Origin of the sequence: Curtobacterium sp. BRB10 (assembly GCF_031844325.1) — a bacterium.
Classification (GTDB): domain Bacteria; phylum Actinomycetota; class Actinomycetes; order Actinomycetales; family Microbacteriaceae; genus Curtobacterium; species Curtobacterium poinsettiae_A.
The window spans coordinates 223,391-246,532 of record NZ_JAUZVA010000004.1 but is presented as its reverse complement, the minus strand read 5'-3'; the positions used below and the strand labels follow the sequence as shown (position 1 = coordinate 246,532).

Annotated in this window: 20 protein-coding genes; 5 read left to right on the top strand and 15 right to left on the bottom strand. The window is 71.4% G+C overall.

Features of this window, described 5'->3' with window-relative positions; all coding sequences use genetic code 11:
• Positions 1–13 precede the first annotated feature (13 nt).
• Genes Q9R26_RS10570 through Q9R26_RS10550 form a run of 5 tightly spaced genes read right to left on the bottom strand, consistent with a single transcriptional unit; the run spans position 14 to position 7,597 of the window.
• Positions 14–3,034 (bottom strand): glycoside hydrolase family 38 C-terminal domain-containing protein, encoded by a 3,021-nt coding sequence (locus tag Q9R26_RS10570; protein WP_311227250.1) that lies wholly within the window; start codon positions 3,032–3,034, stop codon positions 14–16.
• 14 nt (positions 3,035–3,048) lie between these two features.
• The gene (locus Q9R26_RS10565) at positions 3,049–4,446 is read right to left on the bottom strand and encodes a glycosyl hydrolase (RefSeq protein WP_311227249.1); all 1,398 of its coding nucleotides are present in this window, start codon (positions 4,444–4,446) and stop codon (positions 3,049–3,051) included.
• Positions 4,446–5,414: a carbohydrate ABC transporter permease gene (locus Q9R26_RS10560; RefSeq protein WP_311227248.1), complete on the bottom strand. Its 969-nt coding sequence runs from the start codon at positions 5,412–5,414 to the stop codon at positions 4,446–4,448. The genes Q9R26_RS10565 and Q9R26_RS10560 overlap by 1 nt, the downstream gene beginning before the upstream one ends.
• Complete coding sequence (locus Q9R26_RS10555) at positions 5,411–6,289, bottom strand: carbohydrate ABC transporter permease (RefSeq protein WP_182064847.1); 879 nt, start codon at positions 6,287–6,289, stop codon at positions 5,411–5,413. The genes Q9R26_RS10560 and Q9R26_RS10555 overlap by 4 nt, the downstream gene beginning before the upstream one ends.
• Positions 6,290–6,322: 33 nt before the next feature.
• Positions 6,323–7,597, bottom strand: a complete 1,275-nt coding sequence (locus Q9R26_RS10550) for a sugar ABC transporter substrate-binding protein (RefSeq protein WP_311227247.1) — start codon at positions 7,595–7,597, stop codon at positions 6,323–6,325.
• 118 nt (positions 7,598–7,715) lie between these two features.
• On the opposite strand from Q9R26_RS10550, the gene Q9R26_RS10545 reads away from it, so the two are divergent.
• Positions 7,716–8,747 carry a LacI family DNA-binding transcriptional regulator gene (locus tag Q9R26_RS10545; protein WP_311227246.1) on the top strand — a complete coding sequence of 344 codons (1,032 nt, stop codon included), beginning with the start codon at positions 7,716–7,718 and terminating at the stop codon, positions 8,745–8,747.
• A gap of 209 nt (positions 8,748–8,956) precedes the next feature.
• On the opposite strand, the gene Q9R26_RS10540 is transcribed toward Q9R26_RS10545, so the two are convergent.
• A complete protein-coding gene (locus tag Q9R26_RS10540; RefSeq protein ID WP_311227245.1) occupies positions 8,957–9,445 on the bottom strand; it encodes a helix-turn-helix domain-containing protein in 489 nt (162 codons plus the stop codon).
• Positions 9,446–9,887: 442 nt separating this feature from the next.
• Here Q9R26_RS10540 and Q9R26_RS10535 point away from each other — a divergent pair, with 442 nt between their 5' ends.
• Genes Q9R26_RS10535 through Q9R26_RS10525 form a run of 3 tightly spaced genes read left to right on the top strand, consistent with a single transcriptional unit; the run spans position 9,888 to position 13,021 of the window.
• Positions 9,888–11,465, top strand: coding sequence for a histidine kinase (locus tag Q9R26_RS10535; protein ID WP_311227244.1), 1,578 nt, complete (start codon positions 9,888–9,890; stop codon positions 11,463–11,465).
• Between the two features lie 39 nt (positions 11,466–11,504).
• Positions 11,505–12,167 carry a response regulator transcription factor gene (locus Q9R26_RS10530; protein WP_027464682.1) on the top strand — a complete coding sequence of 221 codons (663 nt, stop codon included), beginning with the start codon at positions 11,505–11,507 and terminating at the stop codon, positions 12,165–12,167.
• Positions 12,164–13,021 carry a DMT family transporter gene (locus Q9R26_RS10525; protein ID WP_182064853.1) on the top strand — a complete coding sequence of 286 codons (858 nt, stop codon included), beginning with the start codon at positions 12,164–12,166 and terminating at the stop codon, positions 13,019–13,021. The genes Q9R26_RS10530 and Q9R26_RS10525 overlap by 4 nt, the downstream gene beginning before the upstream one ends.
• Positions 13,022–13,088: 67 nt before the next feature.
• Here Q9R26_RS10525 and Q9R26_RS10520 read toward each other — a convergent pair whose 3' ends face one another.
• Complete coding sequence (locus tag Q9R26_RS10520; RefSeq protein ID WP_017886018.1) at positions 13,089–13,241, bottom strand: hypothetical protein; 153 nt, start codon at positions 13,239–13,241, stop codon at positions 13,089–13,091.
• 102 nt (positions 13,242–13,343) lie between these two features.
• Positions 13,344–13,673 (bottom strand): hypothetical protein, encoded by a 330-nt coding sequence (locus Q9R26_RS10515; RefSeq protein ID WP_035807629.1) that lies wholly within the window; start codon positions 13,671–13,673, stop codon positions 13,344–13,346.
• Between the two features lie 146 nt (positions 13,674–13,819).
• On the opposite strand from Q9R26_RS10515, the gene Q9R26_RS10510 reads away from it, so the two are divergent.
• The gene (locus tag Q9R26_RS10510; RefSeq protein ID WP_311227243.1) at positions 13,820–14,401 is read left to right on the top strand and encodes a hypothetical protein; all 582 of its coding nucleotides are present in this window, start codon (positions 13,820–13,822) and stop codon (positions 14,399–14,401) included.
• An 18-nt stretch (positions 14,402–14,419) separates the two neighbouring features.
• Here the strand turns inward: Q9R26_RS10510 and Q9R26_RS10505 are convergent, their stop codons facing one another.
• The 7 genes from Q9R26_RS10505 to Q9R26_RS10475 form a co-directional block, all read right to left on the bottom strand.
• Entirely contained in the window at positions 14,420–16,081 is a 1,662-nt protein-coding gene (locus Q9R26_RS10505) for an ABC transporter ATP-binding protein (RefSeq protein WP_311227242.1), read from the bottom strand.
• The gene (locus Q9R26_RS10500) at positions 16,078–16,665 is read right to left on the bottom strand and encodes a MarR family transcriptional regulator (RefSeq protein ID WP_311227241.1); all 588 of its coding nucleotides are present in this window, start codon (positions 16,663–16,665) and stop codon (positions 16,078–16,080) included. The genes Q9R26_RS10505 and Q9R26_RS10500 overlap by 4 nt, the downstream gene beginning before the upstream one ends.
• Positions 16,662–18,071 (bottom strand): serine hydrolase, encoded by a 1,410-nt coding sequence (locus Q9R26_RS10495; protein ID WP_259362703.1) that lies wholly within the window; start codon positions 18,069–18,071, stop codon positions 16,662–16,664. The genes Q9R26_RS10500 and Q9R26_RS10495 overlap by 4 nt, the downstream gene beginning before the upstream one ends.
• A gap of 89 nt (positions 18,072–18,160) precedes the next feature.
• The gene (locus tag Q9R26_RS10490; protein WP_311227240.1) at positions 18,161–19,051 is read right to left on the bottom strand and encodes an ABC transporter permease; all 891 of its coding nucleotides are present in this window, start codon (positions 19,049–19,051) and stop codon (positions 18,161–18,163) included.
• Positions 19,048–19,989, bottom strand: a complete 942-nt coding sequence (locus Q9R26_RS10485) for an ABC transporter permease (RefSeq protein WP_182064858.1) — start codon at positions 19,987–19,989, stop codon at positions 19,048–19,050. The genes Q9R26_RS10490 and Q9R26_RS10485 overlap by 4 nt, the downstream gene beginning before the upstream one ends.
• On the bottom strand, positions 19,989–21,389 hold the full coding sequence (locus Q9R26_RS10480; protein WP_311227239.1) for a M14 family zinc carboxypeptidase: 1,401 nt from the start codon (positions 21,387–21,389) through the stop codon (positions 19,989–19,991). The genes Q9R26_RS10485 and Q9R26_RS10480 overlap by 1 nt, the downstream gene beginning before the upstream one ends.
• Positions 21,390–21,397: 8 nt before the next feature.
• On the bottom strand, positions 21,398–22,981 hold the full coding sequence (locus tag Q9R26_RS10475; protein ID WP_311227238.1) for an ABC transporter substrate-binding protein: 1,584 nt from the start codon (positions 22,979–22,981) through the stop codon (positions 21,398–21,400).
• Between the last annotated feature and the right edge of the window lie 161 nt (positions 22,982–23,142).

The window sequence follows — 23,142 nt, the reverse complement described above, 5'->3', positions numbered from 1 at the left end:
GTGGATGGATGGATCACTTGCGTGGGAAGCGGAAGGTGCGGACCTCGTAGGCGTCGACGGCGAACGAGGACGCGTCGACGGTGCCGGCCGAGGCCAGCGCCTCTTCGAGCAGGGTCACCTCGGCAGCCGGCCCGAACGCAGCACCGTCGGCCTCGGACAGGGCGATGGCCGCCGTCCCCCGCTGCCCGGACGGCTCGTACACGCGCACGACCAGGTCACCCGACCGGTCGTCGGCGAGCTTGACGCTCGACAGCACGACGTCGCCGGAGACCTGCACCAGCGGGTCGAAGCCGTGCGCTCCGGTGATCGTGCGTGCGCCCGCGTTCATCCGCACGCCGGCCGATGTGGCTCCGAGCTGGTCGGTGCCGATGACGATGCCGTACCGGTGCGTCTGCACGCCCTGGTCGGTCTCGGGGTCCGGGAACCGCGGTGCCCGCAGCAGCGACAGCCGCACGGTGGTGGTGACGTGCCCGTCGACGGCGTCGCGCGTGGTGTCGAACCCGTGGATCGAGTCGTTCACGAGCGCGACGCCGAAGCCCGGCTCGGACACCAGCACGTAGCGGTGCATCGAGGTCTCGAACTTCGCGGCCTCCCACGAGGTGTTCGTGTGCGTCACCCGCTTCTGCGCGCCGAACTGCGTCTCGGCGACGGTGTGCTCGGCGCGGACGTCGAGCGGGAACGCGACCTTGAGGAACTTCTCGGTCTCGTGCCAGTCGGTCACCTGGTCGAACTCCAGCGTGCGCGAGCCGGGTGCCAGGACGATCTCCTGGCGGACCGTCGAGTCACCGAACGCCCGCTCGACGACCACGCGGGCGACCCCGGCGTCGTCGACCGACGCGGTCAGCCCGGTGGTCGACACGAGGTCCTCGACGCGGTTGCGGTAGTACCGGTCGACGTCCCACGCGTCCCACATGTTCGGGAAGTCCTGGTGCAGCTGCAGCAGGTTCGCCGCCTGGCCGGCCGCGATCGCCTCGCGCCCGCTCGCCAGGTCGACGGCGCTCGTCACGAGCCCCTGCGCGTCGACGATGACCCGCACCAGGTCGTTCGCCAGCACGTACCCGCCGTCCTGCTCGGTCAGGGACACGGCGGTCGCCGCCGGCACGTCGGTCGCCACGACGGCGCCCTGCGCGGGTGCACCGGCCTGGAGGAACGGGGCCGGGTTCACGACGACGGCCGTGTCCCCGGCACCGGCGAGCGCCGAGAGCGCCTGGTCGATGATCGCGGTCAGCGCCGCGGCCGTCTCGGCGTAGCGTTCGACCGCTTCGCGGTGCACCCACGCGATCGAGGTGCCCGGCAGGATGTCGTGGAACTGCTGGAGCAGGACCTGCTGCCACAGGGCGTCGAGCTCGTCGTACGGGTAGGTGAAGTCGGTGCGGGCGGCGGCGGTCGCGGCCCAGAGCTCGGCCTCGATGAGCAGCTGCTCGCACCGGCGGTTGCCCTGCTTCGTGCCGTGCTGCGACGTGAGCGTGGCCCGGTGCAGTTCGAGGTACAGCTCCCCCACCCACACGGGCGGGTCGGTCAGCTCGGCCCTTGCGCGGTCGAAGAACGTGTCCGGGTGCTCCCACCGGACCTTCGCGCTGCCCTCGAGGTCCGCCAACCGCGCGGCGGTGCCGGTCATCTCGCGGGTCGTACCGCCACCGCCGTCGCCCCAGCCGACCGGGGCGATCGATCCGGTGGCGAGCCGGTTCTCGCGGAACTGGCGGGAGGCCTTCGCGACCTCGCTGCCCGACAACCGCGAGTTGTAGGTGTCCATCGACGGGAAGTGCGAGAACACCCGCGACCCGTCGATGCCCTCCCACAGGAACGTGTGGTGCGGGAACTTGTTCACCTGGTTCCACGAGATCTTCTGCGTGAAGAACCACTCGAAGCCCGCGCGGCGCATGAGCTGCGGCAGCGCCGGCGAGTACCCGAAGCTGTCGGGCAGCCAGACGCCCTTCGGTCGGATGCCGAACTCGCGCTCGAAGAACCGCTGCCCCTGCGAGAACTGCCGGACGATGCTCTCGCCGGTGGGCATCACGGTGTCGGACTCGACCCACATGCCTCCGATCGGCAGGAACCGGCCGGCCTCGACCGCCGCCTTGACCCGGGCGTAGACCTCGGGGCGGTGTTCCTTGATCCACGCGTACTGCTGCGCGCTCGACATGCCGTACAGGAAGTCGTCGGTCTGGTCGATGAGCTCGGTCATGGTCGACGTGGTGCGGGCGACCTTGCGGACGGTCTCGCGCACGGGCCAGAGCCAGGCGGAGTCGATGTGGGCGTGCCCGACGGCCGAGATCGTGTGCGCGGAGGCCTCGGCGGGAGCGGCGAGCACCTCGGCGAGCGCCGCGCGGGCGTCCCCGGCGGTCTCCGGGATGTGCTGCAGGTCGAGCGCGTCGAGGGCGTCGTCGAGGGCCTGCAGGATCCGCATGCGTCGGGGCCCGGCGGGCAGCTCGGCCTGCAGCTCGAGCAGGACGTCGATGTCCAGGGCGAGCTCGTGCACCTCGGACTCGAAGACGGCGAGCTCCATCCGGCGGGTGGCGTAGAGGCGCTTCGAGGACGAGGTCTGCACGTCGCCCTCCTGCGTCGGCAGGAAGGGGTGGTAGTCGAGCAGGACGGGGTTCGACGCGGCCTCGACGAAGAGCTCGACGGTCTCGCCACCCTCGGCCCGCTCGGTGACCAGGACCCACTGGTTGCGTGGGTTGATCGACTTCACGGGGGTGCCGTCGGCCAGGTACACGAGCCCCTCGCACTGGAACCCGGGCATGTTCTTGTCGAAGCCGAGGTCGATCACGGCCTCGACCCGGCGTCCGGCCCACTCGGTCGGGACCGTCCCCGTCAGCCGGAACCACGTCGTGCCCCAGGCCGCGCCCCACGGGGTGCCGACCTCGTAGGGCTCGAACGTGAGCGCGAGCCCCTCGGCCGGCGGGACCGGCTCCCCCGGCAGCTCGTGCCAGGCGGCCTGGAGTGCCGTCGTGGTCGCGTGCACCGCGGGGGTGATCCGCTCGTCGAGCACCCGTCGGGCGCGTCCGGTGGTGAGGGGGATGTCGTCGTGCATGGGGCCTTCCGGGGTCAGGGCGTCGTCGCCGGGTGGGCGACGCGGACGGTGGTGGTGTCGAGGTCGGACGGCACGTCGACGCAGCGGTCGATGCCTCGGGCGGCCAGCAGCGCGGTGTCCGACAGTCGGGAGCGCAGGACGACCTGCGGGCCGCGGCCGTCCGGTGCGGCCTCGGCCAGGGCGAGCCAGGCGGCGGCGAACCGACCCCCGGGGGCGCAGTCGGCGCGGGTGCCGTGCCGGACGGTGCCGTCGGAGAGCACGTCGTCGAGGACGAGCGCGGTGGTCGTCGGTGCGGCACGGGCGTCGCGGGTGTGCTCGCCGCGGGCGAGGGCGGCGAACGCCTCGCCGGCGGGCTTCAGTCGTCCGTCGTTCGTGAACAGCCCGAGGTCGTACTCGAGCTCGGGGAAGTCGGCGAGCGACCGGGCGACGTCGTGGGAGCACCACCAGGTCACCCCGAGCACCTGCTGCGCGTCGAGCACGTGCCGGATGGTCTGCTCGGTGAACGCGGCGGCGTCGGCGGGGTCGACGACGTTGGTGGGGGCGCCGACCTCCTGCAGCCAGTTCGGCCGGGCGGCGTCGTGGTTCCAGGCGGCGGCGAGCTGGAGCAGGTACTCCCCGTGCCGCACCGACCCGGCCCCGAGTGCGCCGTGCAGTGCCGCGGAGCCGTTGAACACCCACGAGTGCGTGACCGTGGCGTCGCCGTGGTCCGCCGCGTGCTCCGGGCCGAAGGGCTGGGCGTCGTCGTACCAGGCCGCGTCGTACTGCGCGACGGTGACCAGCGGCCCGGGACGCGACCCGTTGGCGGGCGGGACCGACGAGGCGGGGTCGAGCCGCGCCTCCAGGCCGACCGACACGGACGACGCAGGCAACGCCGATGATCCGTCCGACAGCCCCGCTCGCGCCGCCGCGACCATCGCCGCCGCCCACGCGTGCCCCTGCTCCGCCGTGATCGCGTGCGGTGCGGGGTGCGGCGCGTGCGCGAACTGGTTGACCTCGTTGCCGATGGTGATGCCGAGCAGGTTCGGCCTGTCGGCGACCGCTCCGGCGAGCGCCCGGACGTACGCGGCGGTCGAGGCGACCACGTCCGGGTCGGTGAACATGTTGCGGCGGTGCCAGCTGTCCAGCCAGGACGGCACGAAGTCGAAGCTCGACAGGTGCCCCTGCAGCGCGTCCACGTTGACGTCGAGCCCGAACGACCCGGCGAGGTCGACGACCGTCGCGACGTCGTCGAGGGCCTGCTGCCGGATGAGCGTCCGGTTCGGCTGGACGACCGGCCAGAGCGGGAATATCCGCACGTGGTCTGCGCCGATCGACGCGATCGCCTCGAGGTCCCTGGCGGTGTCCGACCGCGAGAAGTCGAGCCACGAGTGGAACCAGCCGACCGAGGGCGTGTAGTTGACCCCGAAGCGCATCAGCCCTTCACACCGCCCTCTTCGACGCCCTTGAAGAAGAAGCGCTGCAGGACGGCGAAGATCACGGCGATCGGGATGAAGGCGATCATGGTGCCGGCCGCGATCATCCGCTGGTCGGTGGCGAACGTGCCCTGCAGGTACTGCAACCCGACGGTCAGGGTGAGGTTCTCGGGCGACTGCAGCACGATGAGCGGCCAGAGGAAGTCGTCCCACGCGCCGATGAACGAGAAGATCGCGATGACCGCGATGGTCCCCTGCACGGCGGGCAGCGAGATGTACCGCAGGCGTTGCAGGGCGTTCGCACCGTCCATCACCGCCGCCTGGTCGATCTCCTCGGGGATCTGCCGGAACGCGTTGAACATCAGCAGGACGTTGAGTGCCGCGATCATGCCGGGCAGGGCGACGCCGACCAGGTTGTCGGCCAGGCCGAGGTCCTTCACGGTGACGAACTGCGAGATGATCGTCGCCTCGCCGGGCAGCACCAGGGTGCCGAGGAACAGGCCGAGCACGAGCTTCCGGTGCCGCCACTGCAGACGGGCGAGGGCGAAGCCGGCCAGGGTCGCGAACACGATGTTGCCGAGCACGTCGATCGCGGCGACGAGCAACGAGTTGCCGATGTACCGCCACACCGGGATCGCGGCGGCGACCTTGAGGTAGTTCTCGAAGGTCGGCTCCGTCGGGATGAAGGACGGGTTCGCGGTGTAGATGTCCTCACCGGCACCCTTGAGCGACGTGGACAGCTGCCACAGGAACGGGCCGATCGTGATGAAGAGCACCACGATGAGCAGGACGTAGCGGACGACCTTCTCGCGCGTGGACATGACGCCCCAGACCGCGCGGCGCCGCCCGCGTCCGTTCTGCCTGGAGGCCCGTCCCGCGTCGGTCGCGCCGGTCACGTCCGGCGTCGGGCTGGCAGCACCCTGCGCGCCGCCGACGACGGGTTCGGTCGTGCTGGTCGTGTTCGTCACTTGTCCGCCTTGCTGTTCATCCGGGCGAGGGCCAGCATCGGGACGAGCGTCACGACGAAGAGCAGGAGGCTCAGGGCGGACGCGTAGCCGAGGTTGCCGGTGAAGCCGCGGGCGTACTGCTGGATGAGCATGACGAGCGAGTTGTCCTGCCCGCCGGGCCCACCGGTGCCGTTCGTGAGGATGTAGAGCTCGCTGAACACCCGGAGGGCAGAGACGCACACCAGGATCCCGACGAGCGTCATGGTGCCGCGGACCCCGGGCATCGTGACCGACCAGAAGCGTCGGACCGCGCCCGCGCCGTCGAGCGCGGCGGCCTCGTGCAGGTCCTTGCCGACGTTCCCGAGGGCGGCCAGGAAGATGATCATGTAGTAGCCGAGCCCCTTCCACACCGTCAGGCTGATGGCGCTGAGGAGCAACAGCCAGCGGTCGGTCAGGAACGGGACGCTGCCCTGCACGACGCCGAGGGCCTGCGCCATCTCGTTGATGACACCGCGGTCGTCGAGGATCCACGTCCAGATGAGCCCGACGACCACCGCGGACGCGATGACCGGCGTGTAGAACGCGGTGCGGAAGAACGCGATCCCGGGCAGCTTCTGCTGCACGAGCACCGCGATGAGGAGCGGGAGGACCGTCAGCAGCGGCAGGCACACCGCCATGTAGATGACGCTGTTGAGCAGCGCCTCCCACACCTGGGGGTCGGCGAGCAGGGTCTGGAAGTTCTGGACCCCGACCCATTGGCTGACGCCGCCGAGCGGGCTGGCGTTCGTGAACGACAACCGGACCGTGTTGATCGAGGGCCACAGGCTGAACGCGACGAGCCAGATCAGTGCCGGCAGGACGAGCAACCAGGGCGTGTACCAGCGGTTCGCACGCATGACGATCCTCCCTCTTCCTTCTCCGGGACCGGATCAGCCGTTGGCCAGCAGGCTGTTCATCTTGGTCTGGGCGGTCTGCAGCGCCTTCTCGGGCGACACCTGGCCCTTCATCGCGAGGGCGATCTGCTGGTCGAGGAAGTCCGTCATCGCGGAGTTCGCCTCGACCGGGTTGATGACCTTCGCCGTCTTCAGGGCCTCGTTCGCCAGGACCCGGGCCTCGCCGTTCACGGTGCCGTCGTCCTTCGAGAAGTACGGGTCGGACTGCGACGACGTGGTGGACGGGAAGATGTTCACCTTGTGGGCGAACGCCTCCTGGTTCTTCGCGTTCGTCATGAACTCCGCGAAGGCCTCGGCGGTGGCGAGGTGCTTCGACTTGCTCGAGACCGACAGGCCCTGCACGTAGAGCGGCGGGGTGTCGAGTGCGGGGCTGACGGTGACCTTGCCCTTGAGCGACGGGTTGTTCTTCTCGAAGTCGGCGAGCGAGGTGGCCCCACCGGTGGTCCAGGCGACCTTGGCCTGCGTGAAGAGGGTGGAGTTGCCGAGGTAGTCGCTGTTCAGCACGTTGGAGGGCATGTAACCGTCCTGGTACGCGTCCTTGTAGCGCTCGATCAGGTCGGCGGCCTTCGACGAGTCGGCGAAGGTGAACTTCGTGCCGTCGGCGTTGAGCACCTTGACGCCGGCGAGCGTGAAGTCGCCGAGGCCGGGCTTCCGGCTCATCAGGTAGTCGGTCGGGCAGTTGTCGTGCATGGTCTTCGCCTGCGTGAACAGCTCGTCGGTGGTCTTCGGCGGGTTCTCCGCGTCGAGGCCGCACTTGGCGAACATCGTCGAGTTCCAGTAGTTCACGTCCGTGTTGAGGTACCAGGGGTACCCGAACGTGCCGTCCACTCCCTTGTACTTGTAAGAGTCCACCGCGCCGGCGACGTACGTGCTGGCGAGCTTCGAGTCGTCCTTCGCGACGTCCTGCAGGAACCCGCGCTTCGCGAGCGGCAGGGCGATGTCCGGCGGCAGGTTGATCACGTCGGGCAGGCTGTTCGACGAGGCCTGGCTGAGCACCTTGTCGGCGTACCCGTCGCCGGGCTGGTCCTGCAGCTTGACCTTCGCGTCCGGGTGGGCCTGCTCGAAGTCCTTGATGACCCCGTTGAGGTAGCCCGTGTAGGTCGGCGTGAGCGCCCAGGTCTGCAGGGTGATGGTGCCGCTGATCTCGCCGCCGCCGTTGTCGGCCGCGTTCCCGCCGCTCGAGCAGCCGGTCAGGACGAGCGCCGTGGCGGCGGCCGTCGCGAGCAGCGCGGTGGCGCGGCCCCTCGTCATGCGTGTGGTGGTCCTCATGGCGTCTGACTCCCTCGTCATAGCTGAACCGATTCAGCAGCAATCACCGAACCCGGGTGTGGCAGCCACTGTGGATGACTAAAGCGCTATAGTCAACCCCGTGGCCACCAAGCGTCGAACGACGATCGCCGACATCGCCGCGCGGGCCGGTGTGTCCATCAGCGCGGTGTCGTTCGCGTTGAACGATCGCCCCGGCGTCTCCGACGAGACCCGTCGCCGCGTGCGCGAGATCGCCCGCGAGCTCGACTGGCAACCGCACACCGCGGCCCGGGCGCTCGGCGGCGCGAAGGCCGGTTCCATCGGGTTCGTGCTGAACCGCCCGGCCCGGACCCTGGGCACGGAGTCGTTCTTCGGCGACCTGATCTCCGGTATCCAGCTCGGGCTCGCCGGCACCCACGTCGGCATGAACCTGCTCGTCGCGCGCGATGCCGAGGAAGAACTCGAGACCTACCGGGACTGGTGGCGCGGACACCGTGTCGACGGCGTGATCGTGATCGACCCCCGTCGCGACGATGCCCGGCTCGCCCTGCTCGCCGACCTCGGCATGCCGACCGTCGTCGTCGGCTCGCACCCCTCCCCCGACGGTGCCGCTCCCACGGTCTGGATCGACGACTCGGACGCCACCGACACCGTTCTGCGGTACCTGCACGCCCTCGGGCACCGACGCATCGCCCACGTCGCCGGGCGGCCCGAGTTCGAACACACCGCCATGCGCATGGACCGGCTCCGGGCGTTCGCTGCCGACGAGGGGCTCGACGACGCGGTCTCGGTGCCGACGGACTACTCGGCCGAGGCCGGCGCGAGCGTCACCCGCACCCTGTTGTCCCGGAGCGTCCGACCGACCGCGATCGTCTACGACAACGACGTGCTCGCCGTCGCCGGGCTGGGCGTGGCGAGCGAGATGGGCGTCGCGGTGCCCGGCGACGTCTCGATCGTGTCCTTCGACGACTCGGCGATGATCCGGCTCGTCCGCCCGGCGATCACCTCGCTCACCCGCGACACCGTCGAGCTCGGGCAGCGCGCGGCGACCCTGCTGCGCGCGCAGATCGACGCCAGCGCCCCGCTGCCGTCACGCCCGGGCCCGTCGCTCACCCTGAGCGTCCGCGAGTCCACCGGCCGCGCCCCCGTCTGACCCGCTCCGGAGGTCGGCCCCGACGACTCGCTCCCCGCTCCCGCCCACTCGTGCTGCCGCCGCGACCGGCGCGCCGCACCGCACCTGCGCCGGCACGGGACGACGTGGTCTTCTCCGCGCCGTGACGGTTCTGGTTCACGAAACCCGAGGATCGTGAACCAGAACCGTCATCGATGTGGAGCGGAACCTCCGTACCCCGCGGTCGACGGTCACCGACGGTTCGCCGGGGGTCGGACCCGCTCGAGGGCCCGCCGCATGGACGACGTCGTGCTGAAGCCGAAGCGGGTCGCGACGTCGGACGGGCGGTCTCCATGACTGAGCGCGCTCCGGACGGCGAGACTGCGGTACCAGCGGCCGAGCTGCGCGGCCGAGCATCCCGTCGCTGCGACGCACCGGCGCTCGAGGGTGCGCGCCGACATGTCGATGCCGACGAGGAGCTCCCGCAAGGATGGTCGACCGGCGGGATCGAACAGTCGGTCGAGGACCCGCGCGAGACCGTTGTCGCCGAGCATCGGGGGCGGGTTGTCGCGGAGCACGGTCGTGACGACGATTCGGGCGAGGGCCTGCTGCTGGGCGCCGTGCCACCTCCCGCCGTCGAGGTGCCCGACGTGGCGGAGCGCGAGGCCGACATCGGGCGAGGGAGCCCCGGGCGGACCGGTCGGCGAGGGGTCCGAGCGTTGCGGCGCCGACGAGGACACCGGTGAGCGCGAAGAGTGCCTCGTGCGGGAGCGCGTACGTCTCCGCGGCCCGGGGTGGGCCGGAGCGCTCCGGGCCCGAGCTGATCGTGATCGTCGCGTGCCCTTCGACCAGGGCAGCGGTTCCGGCGTCGACGAGCGCGAGGTCGTGTCCGCGCCGGACCCACACGGAGCGGGATCGCGTCGCCACCCAGGCGTGGGTGCCCGTCGGTTCGACGTCGAGCGTCCACGCCTCGTCGTCGGACCGGACCTCGGCGCCCGGCCCCACCTGGAGCCCGACGGCGTCGATCAGTGCTCGGAGCGCATCACCCATCCGACGAGCGTGATCCACGGGCAGGACGCGGGGGCGTGGATCGGGCGGACTGTGGAAGAGGGGGGATAACCCCACCCGGGGTGGGGAGAGGGCAGGATGGGGGAACGGCTCCGCGATCGCGAGGCTGGATGCATGACCGACACCGACCGCCTCGACCAGGCGCGAACCGTCCCGCTGGACGACGTCACGCCTTCGCCCGACCAGGCCCAGACCGTCCCGCTGGGCGACTCCGTGCCCCCTGGAGCCACCAAGCCGATGCCCCAGTACCCGCGCCAGCACCACCAGGACCCCCAGGACGCCCAGGACGCCCCGCAGTCCCCGCCGGCGTCGTGGAGCGCCACCCCGCGGGTCGGGTCCGGCCCGGTCGGTGGTTCCGGTCGCGGGTCCGGCATGACCGCCGGGCAGTTCTACCGCGACGCGTGGAAGCGCCTGCCGCGGGACTTCGGCTACATGGCGCTCACCGCCGTGCTGCTCTGCACGCTGTACTTCGCCTTCCCGACCGCGATCTTCGGTGGCGGCTTCCGGGACCTGTTCAACCCCTTCGTCCTGCTCATGTTCTTCATCGCGCTGTTCGTGGCGCGGTGGCTCGGACAGTTCGAGAAGCTCCGCATGAGCTGGGCCGACCCGAGGCCGATCCGGCCGGTGGACTGGACGCCCCGCTGGCAGCAGAACTGGTGGACCCGCACGGGGTCGGCCGTCGCCAACCCGCACCACTGGCTCTACCTGCTGCACGCAGCGGTCGTGTACCCGCTCGTCGCGGTCTTCACCGTGGGCGCCGGAGCCCTGCTGATCGTCGGCTTCCTCTGGCCGGTCGCGCTCGCGGTGGTCGCGTTCGCCAACGGGTTGAGCGCGCAGTACTTCGGGTGGGACATGACGGCCGCCGTCGGGTTCGGCGCCCTCGGGCTGCTGTCGATGGCCGCCTCGGTCGTGCTCTTCCCGCTCTGGGCCCGCGGGTCCGTCCTCGCGCACTACTGGGTCGACTTCGGCCTGCTGGGTGGCTTCCGTGCCGAGCAGCTCGAGCAGCGCGTCGCCGGCCTGCAGGCCTCCCGCGCCGGTGCCGTCACCGCCGAGGGGCAGGCACTCCGCCAGATCGAGCGCGACCTGCACGACGGCCCGCAGCAGCGGCTGGTGCGACTCCGCATGGACCTGTCCGCCGCCGAGCGCGCCTTCGAGAAGGACCCCGAGAAGGCCAAGCAGCTCATCGGTGAGGCGTCCGAGCACGCCCAGGACGCCCTCGACGAACTGCGCGCCCTGTCACGCGGCTTCGCTCCGCCGATCCTGCTCGACCGCGGACTCGTCGCGGCGCTCGAGGCACTGGTCGCCCGCACCCCGATCCCGGTGGGCCTGGACGTCCGACTGCCCGAGGGCCTGGAACTCGCCACGGAGATCCAGCGCAACGTGTACTTCACGGTGAGCGAGCTCCTGACGAACACCATGAAGCACGCCGGCGCAACCACCGCCGGGGTGTACCTCGGCTTGGTCGTCGACGCCTCAGGCCTCTGGTACCTCACCGTCAGCGTCACCGATGACGGCCGGGGTGGTGCCCGACCGCAGCAGGGCCACGGGATCGAGGGCCTGATCGGCCGCATGCGGGCCCTCGACGGCGACCTGGTCGTCTCGAGCCCCGAGGGCGGCCCGACCGAGGCCACCGCCCGGATCCCCCTCGGCGCCCTGAACGGCGTCCCGACGGCGGCGAACCAGCGGCCGTGACCCCACCGGGGCGTCCGCGCTCCCACTAGGCTGGTCGGCATGACAGACGGCCCGGATGCAGCACGCATCCGGGCCGTCGTCGTCGACGACGCCGTCCTGCTGCGCGAGGGCCTGGCCCGCGTGCTCGACGAGGCCGGCATCGACGTCATCGGGCAGTACTCCGACGCCCGGGCCTTCCTGGCGACGCTGCCCGAGGGTGCGCCCGACGTCGTGGTGATGGACGTGCGGATGCCGCCGACCTTCACCGACGAGGGTGTCCGCGCCGCCGTCGAGACCCGCCGGATCGCTCCACGGACGGGCGTGCTCCTGCTCTCCCAGTACGTCGAGGCCACCTACGCCGAGGACGTCCTCGCCGCCGGTGCGACCGGCATCGGGTACCTGCTCAAGGACCGTGTCACCCGGCTCGAGGAGATCGACGACGCCGTTCGCCGGATCGCCGCCGGGGGCACCGTGCTCGACCCCGAGGTCGTCACGCAGCTGATGAGCCGCCGTCGCGACCCGCTCGCAGCCCTGACCCCGCGCGAACGTGACGTGCTCGGGCTGATGGCCGAGGGCCGCACGAACGCCGCCATCGCCCGCGCCCTGGTGATCGGTACCGGTGCCGTCGAGAAGCACGTGTCGAGCATCTTCGGCAAGCTCGCACTCGAGGACACCGGAGAGGACCACCGCCGCGTCCTCGCCGTCCTCGCGTACCTGGGATGAACCGGGTCCCCGCGCCCCTGCTGGCCCTCACCGCGATGGTGTCCGTCCAGCTCGGCGCCGCGATCGCGAAGACCCACTTCGACGACGTCGGCGCGGTCGGGGCCGCCACGCTCCGGCTCGTCATCGGCGCCGTCGTGCTCGCCCTCGTGGTCCGTCCCCGCGTCCGGCACTGGACGCGGGCACAGTGGCTCGGTGCGGTCGGCCTCGGTCTGGCGCTCGGCGGCATGAACGTCTGCATCTACCTGTCGTTCGCGAGCATCCCGATCGGGGTCGCCGTGACGATCGAGTTCCTCGGGCCACTCGCCCTGTCGCTCGTGCACACCCGGCGCTGGCGTGATGCCCTGTGGGCCGTGCTGGCGCTCGCCGGGGTCGTGCTGCTCGGTGTCGGCCCGACCGCAGTGACCGAGGTGGGTGGTGTCGTCTGGGCGGTCCTCGCGGCCGGGTGCTGGGCGGGCTACATCGTCATGAACCGGCGCGTCGGCGCCGCGATCCCCGGTGTCGACGGGCTCGTCGTGTCGATGGTGGTCGCGATGCTCGTGTCGTTGCCGTTCGGGCTCCGGTCCGCCGTCGACGGCGTCGTGCGGGAACCGACGCTCCTGGTCGTCTTCGGCGCCGTCGCCGTGCTGTCGAGCGTGCTGCCGTACGCCCTCGAGATGCTCGCGCTCCGCCGGATGCCGACACGGGTGTTCGGGGTGCTGCAGAGCCTCGGCCCGGCGATCGCCGCCCTGGCCGGCCTCGTCGTGCTGGCCGAGGGGCTGTCGGTACTCGAGACGGTCGCCCTGGCGTGCGTCACCGCCGCGAGCGTCGGTGTGACGCTGTCGGCCCGTCGCCGACGCGGCGGACCGGTGGGGTGAACGAAGAGGAGGCCCGGATCACGTCCGCCGACGGCGGTGCGTGATCCGGGCCTCCTGAGAAGACCGTCTACTCGTCGCGCAGGAAGTCTGCGTACGTGGGTTCCGACTGCTCACCCGACAGGAGGGCCGGATCGTTGATCCGACGCTCGACGTAGGCGCTGATGACCTCGGGCGGGGTGAGCACGTGGGCGACCCAGGACGGCACCGCTGCGTTCTTCATGGTGCCTCCTTCGTGAGCACGGGGTCCGGACCGGATGCCTCGATCAGTGAGTTACTTGCTGAACCCGCGTTCGCTAAACCATCCTCGGGGTGAAGACGGAAGTCAACGCAGTGCGTTCTGCGGACTCCGGTTCGCGCTGTCCCGATCGGCACGGAGCGTGCGGTGCTTCACCGCGGAGCGCCACACCCACGCCTCGGCCTGCTGTCCGAACTGCGCCCACTCCACCAGCACGGCATCGCGGGTCCAGCTCTTCGCGAAGGCCTTCACCCGGACATGGAAGGTCGGGAACTGGATCCACGCCCAGACCGGCTTCGGGGTGACGGCGTGGCAGACGTCACCGCCGCGGGCATCCTCGGACAGGGAGTACGCGCGCGGACGCTCGACCTCCGGGTGTTCCGGGGGCTGCCACCGGTTCTCGCGACGCCGTCCCACGACGGTATTCGAACGTGTGTTCGAACAGCAGTCAAGTCGACCGCGCCGTCTGGACGAGCACCCGGGGCCGGACGGGCGTGTCGTCGGGGCGCCGAACGGTGGGGAGCGGGTTCCTCTGGCGGGGTCCCGGGGCATAGGGTGCGGGCATGCAGAGCAGCACGGGGGTACGGGTCGTGTCGGCGGCCGCGGTGGTGGCGGCGCTGGTGTTCGGAGCGGCCGGACTGGTCGGGACGGTCTGGTTGGCGCCCTGGGACCTCCCCCGCGGGCTGCTCCTCGGAGCCACGGTCCTCGGGGGCATCGCTGCCGTCGTCGTGCTCGTCGCCGCGGTACGTGCTCGAGACCGCCGGGCGCTCACGTTCGCGGTGTCCGTGCTCGGGTTCGCGCTCGTTTCGCTGGTTCCCGGACTGTTGATCGACGTGTTCCTCGTCGTCGCGCAGGCGGCGCTCGTGGCCTTCGGCGTCGTCACCGTCCGGAGTGAACCGGGCGTGCAGCGGGCCTTCGGCTGGATCGTCACGGTGACGGCTGCGGCGTGGTTCGTCACCGCACTGCTGTCGGGGACCGTGCTCCTCACGGCGCTCCCGCAGGAGTCGCTCGGCGTCGCCTTCGCGGTCCCGGGCCTGCTGCAGACCGTCGCCTACCTGGCCGCGGCCGTGCTCGTCGCGGTGCCGCTGCTGCGCCCGGTGGGCCGCGGGGCCGGCGTGCTGTGGGCCTCGGCCGAGGTGCGCTGAGCCGGCCTCCCGCCCGCCTCAGCCCGCGCGAGCGGCCAGGCGCTCGGAGCGTCGGCGTGCCTGCTCCCCGGGGTCCGGCACGGGGGCGGCCTGGATGAGCCGTCGCGTGTACGGGTCCTGCGGAGACCGGAGGATGGCGTCGCGCGTCCCGTGTTCGGCGACCCGGCCGCCGTGCAGCACGACGACCCGGTCGCACAGGGTGTCGACCACGGCGAGGTCGTGCGTGACGAACAGGCACGCGAACCCGAGGCGCTCCTGCAGCTCGCGGAACACGTCGAGCACGCGGGCCTGCACCGACACGTCGAGCGCACTCGTCGGCTCGTCGGCGATCAGGAGCGCGGGGTCGAGCGCCACCGCGCGGGCGATCGCGACGCGTTGCCGTTGGCCCCCGGAGAGTTCGTGCGGGTAGCGCTCGGCGTACCCGCCGTCGAGGCCGACGTCGGCGAGGAGCCGCTCGACACGCTCCTCGACCTGGGCCGCCGGCAGCCGGAGGATCTGGCGGAGCGGCTCGGCGACGGTCTGCCCGACGGTGTACCGGGGGTTGAGCGACCGGAGCGGGTTCTGGAACACCACGCCGACGTGCTGGCGCATCTGCCGGCGGGCGGCTCGTCGTGCGCCGGCGACGTCGGTGCCGTCGACGACCACCGAGCCGGAGGTGATCGGCGCGAGGCCGACCGCGGCCCGGCCGATGGTGGTCTTGCCGCTGCCGGACTCCCCCACGAGGCCGACGATCTCGCCACGGCCGACGGTGAACGACACGTCGTCGACGGCGCGGAAGCGCCCGCGCAGGGCACCGCCGTACTCGACCACGAGGTGCCGGACGTCCAACACGGCGGCCGGGGGCTCCGTGGCGGAACCGAGACGGGCCTCCTGGCCGGAGCCGGTGCCCATCCGCGGGACCGCAGCGAGGAGTTCCCGCGTGTACTCGGCGGACGGTGCGGCGAAGACCGCCGCGGCGGTCCCGGTCTCGACGACGCGTCCGCGGCGCATCACGACCACGCGGTCGGCGAGGTCCGCGACGACACCCATGTCGTGGGTGATGAGCAGGATCGCGGTGCCGGTGCGCTCGCGCAGCGCGCGGAGGACGTCGAGCACCTCGGCCTGCACCGTGACGTCGAGGGCGGTCGTCGGCTCGTCCGCGATGAGCAGGTCCGGGTCGGCGGCGAGCGCCATCGCGATCATCACGCGCTGGGCCTGCCCGCCGGAGAGCTCGTGCGGGTACTGGCCCAGGCGGCGTTCGGGTTCCGGGACCTCCACGGCGCGGAGCAGCTCGAGCGAGCGCTCCCGGACGCCGGCGCGGTCGTGCGGGCCGTCGGTGCGTCGGACGGCCTCGGCGAGCTGGAACCCGATGGTGAACACCGGGTTCAGGGCCGCGGACGGGTCCTGGAAGATCATCGACACGCTGCGGCCCCGGACCGACCGGAGCGTGCGCTCGTCGGTGCCGATGACCTCGAGGTCGCCGAGCCGGATGCTCCCCGAGGCGTGCGCACCGTCGGGAGCGATGCCCATCGCGGTCATCGCGGTCATGCTCTTGCCGGAGCCGGACTCCCCCACGACCGCGACGACCTCGCCCTGGGCCACGGTGAACGAGGCGTCGTCGACGGCGCGGACCACCTCGCCGTCGACGTCGAAGGTGACGGTGAGGTGCTCGACGGTCAGGACGTCGCTGGTGCCGCTCATGGGGTCTCCGGGGGGTCGGTGTCGTCGCGGGCAGCCTTGAAGGCCTCCCACTCCTCGAGCATCTTGCGGTGGTAGCCCTGCAGCCACTGCATGTAGTCGCGGCCGTTGAGCAGACGCTCGCGGACCTCGGCGTCCACGTCGCCCGTGCCGGTGCGGCCGGCGCCCTCGACGACGGCGAGCCCGCGGCCGATGATGTCGCGCTGCCGGTCGAGGTACTTCCGTTCGCTGGCGAGCCAGGAGCCCCAGACGTCGGCCTCGGCCCGGAAGTAGTGGCTGCGCTCGCCGGGGACGATGTGGCGCTTCACGAACCCGGAGTCGACGAGCCGCCGGGTGGCCATCGACACCGACCCCGAGCTGGCGCCGAGCGCTGCCTGCAGGTCGGACGACGACGAGTGCGGTGCGCGGGTCATCATCAGGTAGCCGAGCACCCGGGCGTCGGTGAGCGGCATGCCCGCGCCGTCGTTGAGCATCAGGGCGAACTCCTCGACGAACGCCTGGCGCTCCGGTCCGAGCAGCCGGTCGTCGTCGGGGGCGATGCCGGTGCCGGTGCCGGTGGTACCGGCGGCTCCCCGGTCGTCGGTCACGAGGCCAGCCCGGCGGCCACCTCGGGTCGTTCGTCCGGGATCGACCACGGCTCCTGCGACATGCCGCCACCGCCACGGATCGCCCGCACGGTGCCGTCGTCGTCGCGGGTGTAGGTGATGTCCTCGTCGACCGAGCCGAACCGGTTGCCGTGGGTCATCCGCAGGGTGTCGGCGTCGACGACCTCGAGTCGGGTGGGGGTGTCCATCGGCTCGGGGCCGGACGGGTCGACCTCGACGAGCCGGTCACCGATCCGGGCGACGTCGGTGACACCCCACGGGTTGGCGAAGCGTCCGGTGAAGGCGGCGGTGTCGACGTCGTCCGGCACCGGGGTCCCCGGGGCGTCGGCGTCGGCTGCGGCGTCGAGCATGGCAATGACCGCGGTGGCGATGAGCGTGGCCGGTCCGGCGGCGGCACTGGTCAGCACGGAGACGACGAGCCCGGACGCGGGGTCGAACATCGACTGGGTGATGTGTCCCGGGAACCCGCCCGAGTGCCCTCGGATCTCCCGTCCGCCGATCCGGTCGACGATGAACCCGGCGCCGTAGCCGCGCGCCGCGGGGTCGTCGGTGGCGCTCCAGGCCTTCCGCTGCGCGAGGCGCTTGGAGTGGTCGTCGAGCAGGGTGCCCTGCCCGATCACGTGCTGCGAGAAGTAGCGGACCAGGTCGGACGCGGTGCCGTGGAACCCGGTGGCGGCGGCCATCGCGCGGGTGTCGACGTGGTCGATGCGCTGCCGGTGCCGCGCGGTGTGGAAGCCGGTGTAGCCGACCACGAAGTCGTCGGCGCGCGCGGGGTCCCAGTCGGGGCCGGTGTTCCGCAAGCCCAGGGGTTCGGTGATCGACTCGCGCACGAAGTCGTTGTACGACTGCCCGGACACCGCCGCGATGACCAGGCCGAGCAGCGAGTAGCCGAGGTTCGAGTAGTTGAACGACGAGCCGGTCGGCACCTTCTGGCCGCGGTCGAGCACGAGCGCCAGGAGTTCCTGCTCGTCGGGGAACGGGCGGAGCAGGGACCAGTAGTCGCCGTCGTGTCCGTCGCGGATGACGCCGGCACCCATCTCCATGAGCTCGCGCAGGGTGGCGTCGGCGAGCGGGGAGCCGCCGTCGACCAGTGCGGGGACGTACGTGCCGACGGTGTCGTCGAGCCGGAGCGACCCGCGCTCGGCGAGCTGCAGCAGGGCCGTCGCGGTGAAGGTCTTCGAGTGCGAGGCGATGCGGAACAGGTCGGTGGTGGTCAGCCGACGCCCGGCCTCGACGTCGGCGTAGCCCCAGGCCTCGTCGAACAGGACCTCGCCGCCGTACCCGACGGCGACCTGCACGCCGGGCACCCGCAGCTGCCACACCTTGTACGACACCCACTCGCGGATGTAGGGCAGGGTCTTCCGGTACGCGGAGAGGGTGTCGGTCACGGTGGTCCTTTCGAGAGCGGTTCTGCAGCGAGTCTGACGCGTCGGTGTCGATCAGGGTCGGTGTCGATCGTGGTCAGTGTCGATCATGGTCAGCGCCGACGTGGGTCGAGTGCGGCGCGCAGCGTGTCGCCGAGCGCGATGACGGCGAGCACGGTCACGGCGAGGAACGCCGCCGGCGCGATGAGCATGTGCGGGGCCCGGAGGAACTGCGACGTCGCCGCGGACAGCTGCAGCCCCCACGAGATCGCCGGACGCTCCAGCCCGATGCCGAGGTAGGTCAGCGACGACTCGGACACGATGACCCCGCCGACGGTGATGGTGGCGAGCACGAGCAGCGGCGAGATCGACGACGGCAGCACGTACCGGGTGGTGATCCGCCACGTCGACAACCCCATCGTGCGGGCGGCGAGCACGAACTCGGCGCCCCGGACGCTGCGGACGCTCGACCGCACGAGCCGGGCCATCGTCGGCCACCCGAACAGGGCGAGCACGAGCGACACGGTGAGCACCGACCGCTCCCCCACGCTGTTCAGCACGACGACGGCGCCGAGCAGGAACGGGAACCCGAGGAACACGTCGGTGAGCCGGGCGAGGACCGCGTCGACCCACCCGCCGACCATGCCCGCGACGGTCCCGACGACGACCGCGACCATGCCGGCGAGCAGGGTCGTGAGCACCGCGACGGCGATCGACGACCGGGTGCCCCAGATGACGTTCGCGTACACGTCGCAGCCCTGCAGGTCGAAGCCGAACGGGTGCCCGGCGCTCGCCGACGCCCCGCTCCGGCCGAGGTCGCACACCCGGGGGTCGCCGTGGCCGAACAGGCCGGCGAAGAGCTGCGGGAACGCCGCGATGAGCAGGACCACCACGAGCACCGACGCGGGCACCCAGAACCCCGGCGTCCGTGCGGCGGCGAGCAGTGGCCGACGCCGGACCCCGACGGCGGGTTCGACGGTGGCGCCGAGGGCTTCGGTGGTCATCGGGAGGCTCCTGTCCGGACGCGCGGGTCGAGGGCGGCGTGCAGCAGGTCGACGAGCACGCTCGTGACGAGGAACACCAGGATGAGGGCGGTCGAGATACCCACGACGACGGCGCCCTCGTGCGAGCGGATGCCCTGGAACAGCAGGTTCCCCACGCCCGGCAGGTTGAAGATGCCCTCGATGATGACGGTGCCGCCCATCAGGTACCCGAGGTCGGTCGCCAGGTAGGTGGCGGTGGGGATGAGCGAGTTCCGCAGCACGTGCACGCCGACGATCCGGCCCGGCGCGAGCCCCTTGGCGCGGGCCGTCCGCACGTAGTCGGCGTCGAGCGTCTCGATCATCGAGGTCCGGGTGAGCCGGGACACCGCGGCCAGGCCGAACAGGGCGATCACGAACGCCGGCAACACGTACGCGGTCGGCCACCCGGCGGTGACGCCCGCGACCGGGAACCAGTGCAGCCGCACCGAGAACACCAGCTGCAGGGCCACGCCGAGCACGAACACGGGTACGGCTCCGACGACGATGGTCCCGACGAGCACCGTCTTGTCGAGCACGGTGCCGCGCCGGAGCGCCGAGACCACGCCGAGCCCGATGCCGAGGACGATCTCGAGTGCCCACGCGCTCAGCGCCAGCGTGATCGTCACTGGCCAGCGCGAGGCCATCTGCTCGCCGACCGACTGCCCGTTGAAGTCGGTGCCGAAGTCACCCCGGAACAGGCCGCCCAGGTACTGCACGTACTGCAGCCACAGGGGCTGGTCCAGGTGGTACTCCGCCCGCAGCGTCCGCACGACGGTGTCGGTGAGCGGTCGCTCACCGCCGAGCGCCTTGATCGGGTCGCCCGGCAGCGCGAACGTCATCGCGTAGATCAGGAAGGTCACCCCGAGGAACACGATCACCAGGCCGCCGAGTCGGCGACCGGCGGCGAGCGTCGGACGCATCACGCGCCTCCCGCCTGTCCCGTGGTGACCAGGGGCGGACGGGAGGCGCGGGTCGGGTCCGCCACGTGCGCCGCGCAGGCGAGGATCGCCCCGTACTGCACCCCCACCAGCTTGCCCACCGGGATCGGCTGCGCACCCGTCGACGCGTCCGCCTGCCAGTGCGCGTACCGCTCGGCCAGGCGGTCGCGGAGCCGCCGGAGCGGCGCGGACGCCGTGCCGGCGGTCGTCTCCGCCTCGACGGCACGCAGGAGCATGCCGCCGTAGCGCAGACGGAAGCAGCGGACGAGGTCCTCGCAGCCGAAGCGCTCCGCGACGGTGGCCGTCCGGTCGGCCGGTTCCCGCTCGGCCCGGCGACGGTCGGTGTCCGCGATCCCGACGAGCATCGGCACGAACGCCCGGGAGGCCTCGACGAACGGGGACGGGATCGAGAGCATCGGCGACGCCTCGTCGAGGAACGCCTGCAGTTCCGCACCCGAGGCACCGAGCTCGTCTGCGCACCGGCGGAGCAGGTCGGCGTACGACTCGTCGGTCGGGGCCTGGTCGTCGGCGTCGGGATGGCTCCAGTACGGCAGCTCGGCCACCATGCAGAGGGCCCCGTGCCGCATCGCCCACGCTGCGCTCGACCCGCCGTGGATGTGCTCGCCGGGGTCGACACCGAGCTCCTCGAGGTAGGTGTACGCCGTCTCGATGCCGTCCATCGCGAACACCGCCGGGGCGAGCTCCCGCAGGTACGGTGACTCCGGCTCCCCGGTGTCGAGCGGCAGCCCGAGTGCGGCCGGCACCGCGTGCAGGGTGTCGACGACGTCGGGCAGGTCCTCGGACAGGTAGTAGTAGACCCCGCCCATCTCGCCGTTGTGCAGGCTCACGAGCAGGTCCGGCTCGGTGTCGTCGATGAGCCGCATGAACGCGAGCGTCTCGGGCAGCACCTGGTCGAAGTACACCGACTTGTAGCTGTTCGGGAACGTCCACTCGACCTGGCTGTCCGGGGCGGGCCGGTAGAAGTTCCGCGCGTAGAAGACGCGGTCGTGCGGGTCGTGGAACCACGCCTCGTTGAGCCGCATGCCGTCCGGGTCGATCGTCGGGACGATGTGCCAGGTGACGTCGAGCGTTCGCACACGCTCGTCGCCCAGGGCCGTCTCGGCGAGGTGCAGCGCCGTCCACGAACCGATCGGCTCGTTCGGGTGCACCCCGCCGACCACGACGGCCGCGTGCGACCCGGTGCCGATGCGGTAGCTGTGCAGGGGTTCGCCGAGGCGGCTCGTGCCGATCCGGGTCACCGTGACCCGGTCCGGGTGCGACGCGGCGAGCGCGGCGAACCGGGCGTGCAGGTCGTCGACGAGCGGGAAGCCGTCGCGGTCGGGGACGTCGCGGACCAGGTCGAGGACGGTGTGCTGCTCCATGCCCCGCCCTACTTCACGGTGATCTGCGCGATGACCGGACTGCCCGCCACCGCCGGCAGCTTCGCGATCTTGTCGCTCGTGACGTACGAGTACTTGTCGAAGAAGGTCGGGACGATCGGGAAGTCCTCCAGCACGGCCTCCTGCGTCTTCGTGTAGTACCCGTTCGCCTCGTCCTGGGACCCGGCGGAGTCGGCCTTCGCGAGCAGCGAGTCGACGTCGTCGGACTGGTAGTAGCCGGTGCACGGGGAGCAGCCGCCGGCCGTGGTGAACAGCGCGCGGAGCGTGTTCTGCTGGCTGATGTACAGCGCGCCCCAGTGGCCGAAGTGCGGACCGGCGACGGTCTTGTCGGTGAGCTCCGAGTAGTACGACGCCCAGTCGGTGGTGGCCTTCGCCTCGGCGTCGACGCCCAGGTTCTGCCGGATCTGGTTGGCGTACGCCTCGTACAGGGAGTCGAGGCCGGTGCCGCCCGGGTAGACGAGCGTCAGGGTGCCGTCGAACCCGCCGGCGCTCGCGAGGAGCTTCTTCGCCGCTGCCGGGTCGAACTCGCAGGCGTCGCCGCAGATGCCCTCCTCGGTGCCGGACATCGACGGTGGGGTCAACGCGGTGGCCGGGTCGTACAGGCCGCCGTAGATCGCGTCGTTGACCTCGTCACGGTCGATCGACATCGAGATCGCGCGGCGCACGTCGGGGTCGGAGTACCGGTCGTCCCACAGCGGGAACCCGAGGTAGTCGATGCCGGGGGCGTCGAACGAGTGCAGGCGGTCACCGAAGTCGGCCTTCGCGCTCGTCATCTTGTCGGTCGGCAGGAACAGCACGTCGGCGTTGCCGGCCAGGACGTCCGTGTAGGCGGTGTTCATGTCGGAGTAGCTGCGGAAGGTCACCTCGTCGGTGGCGGGCTTCGTGCCCTCGTAGTCCTTCCACGCCGTGACGGTGAACTCCTGGTCCGCCTTCCACGCCTTCGTCATCTCGTAGGGGCCGTTGCCGATCGGCTTCCTGTCGTACGCCTTCAGGTCGTCGTAGGCGGCCTCGGGCATCGGGTAGAACGCCGTCTGGGCCTGGCTGAGCTGCAGGGGGAACTGGCTGTCCGCGTGGGTGAGCGTGACCGTGAAGGTGTCCTTGCCGGTGACCTCCAGCCCCGACATCTCCTTGGTCTTCGGGGTGCCCTTCGCCGGGTTGAGGTCCGTGTACCCGACGATCCCGGCGAGCTGACCGCTGTTCTCCCACGCGTTCGGGCCGTAGGCGACGTGGTTCCAGGCCTTCACGTAGCTCTCCGGCGTGACGGCCTCGCCGTTCTGGAACGTCCAGCCGTCCCGCAGCGTGATCGTCCAGGTGGTGGCGTCGTCGCTCTCGACGCTCTTCGCGGCGACGTCCTGCAGATCACCGTCGGCGTCGGTCTGGGTGAGCGGCGCGAAGACGCTCATCACCTGGTCGAAGGCCACGGTCTGCCGGCCCGGGGTCAGGTGGTCGGGTTCGCCGGTCGCGTAGACCAGGCTCGAGGGAGCGTCGTCGGCCGCGCCGCCCGCCGAACAGCCGGTCGCCACCAGTGCCAAGGTTGCCGCCGCGGCCAGCGCGGCGATCGTCCTGCGTCGCATGATCTCTCCTCGATCGGGTGCGGCCGGATCCCTGCCCGGTCGTCGTGGTGGGAAAGCTAGGACGGTTCGAATCCCGACCACAAGACTTCTTTCAATGCGCTCTGAGAGTTTTACCGCGCAGAAACACAGAAGAAACGACACCCGTCGCGCGACCGAGCCCG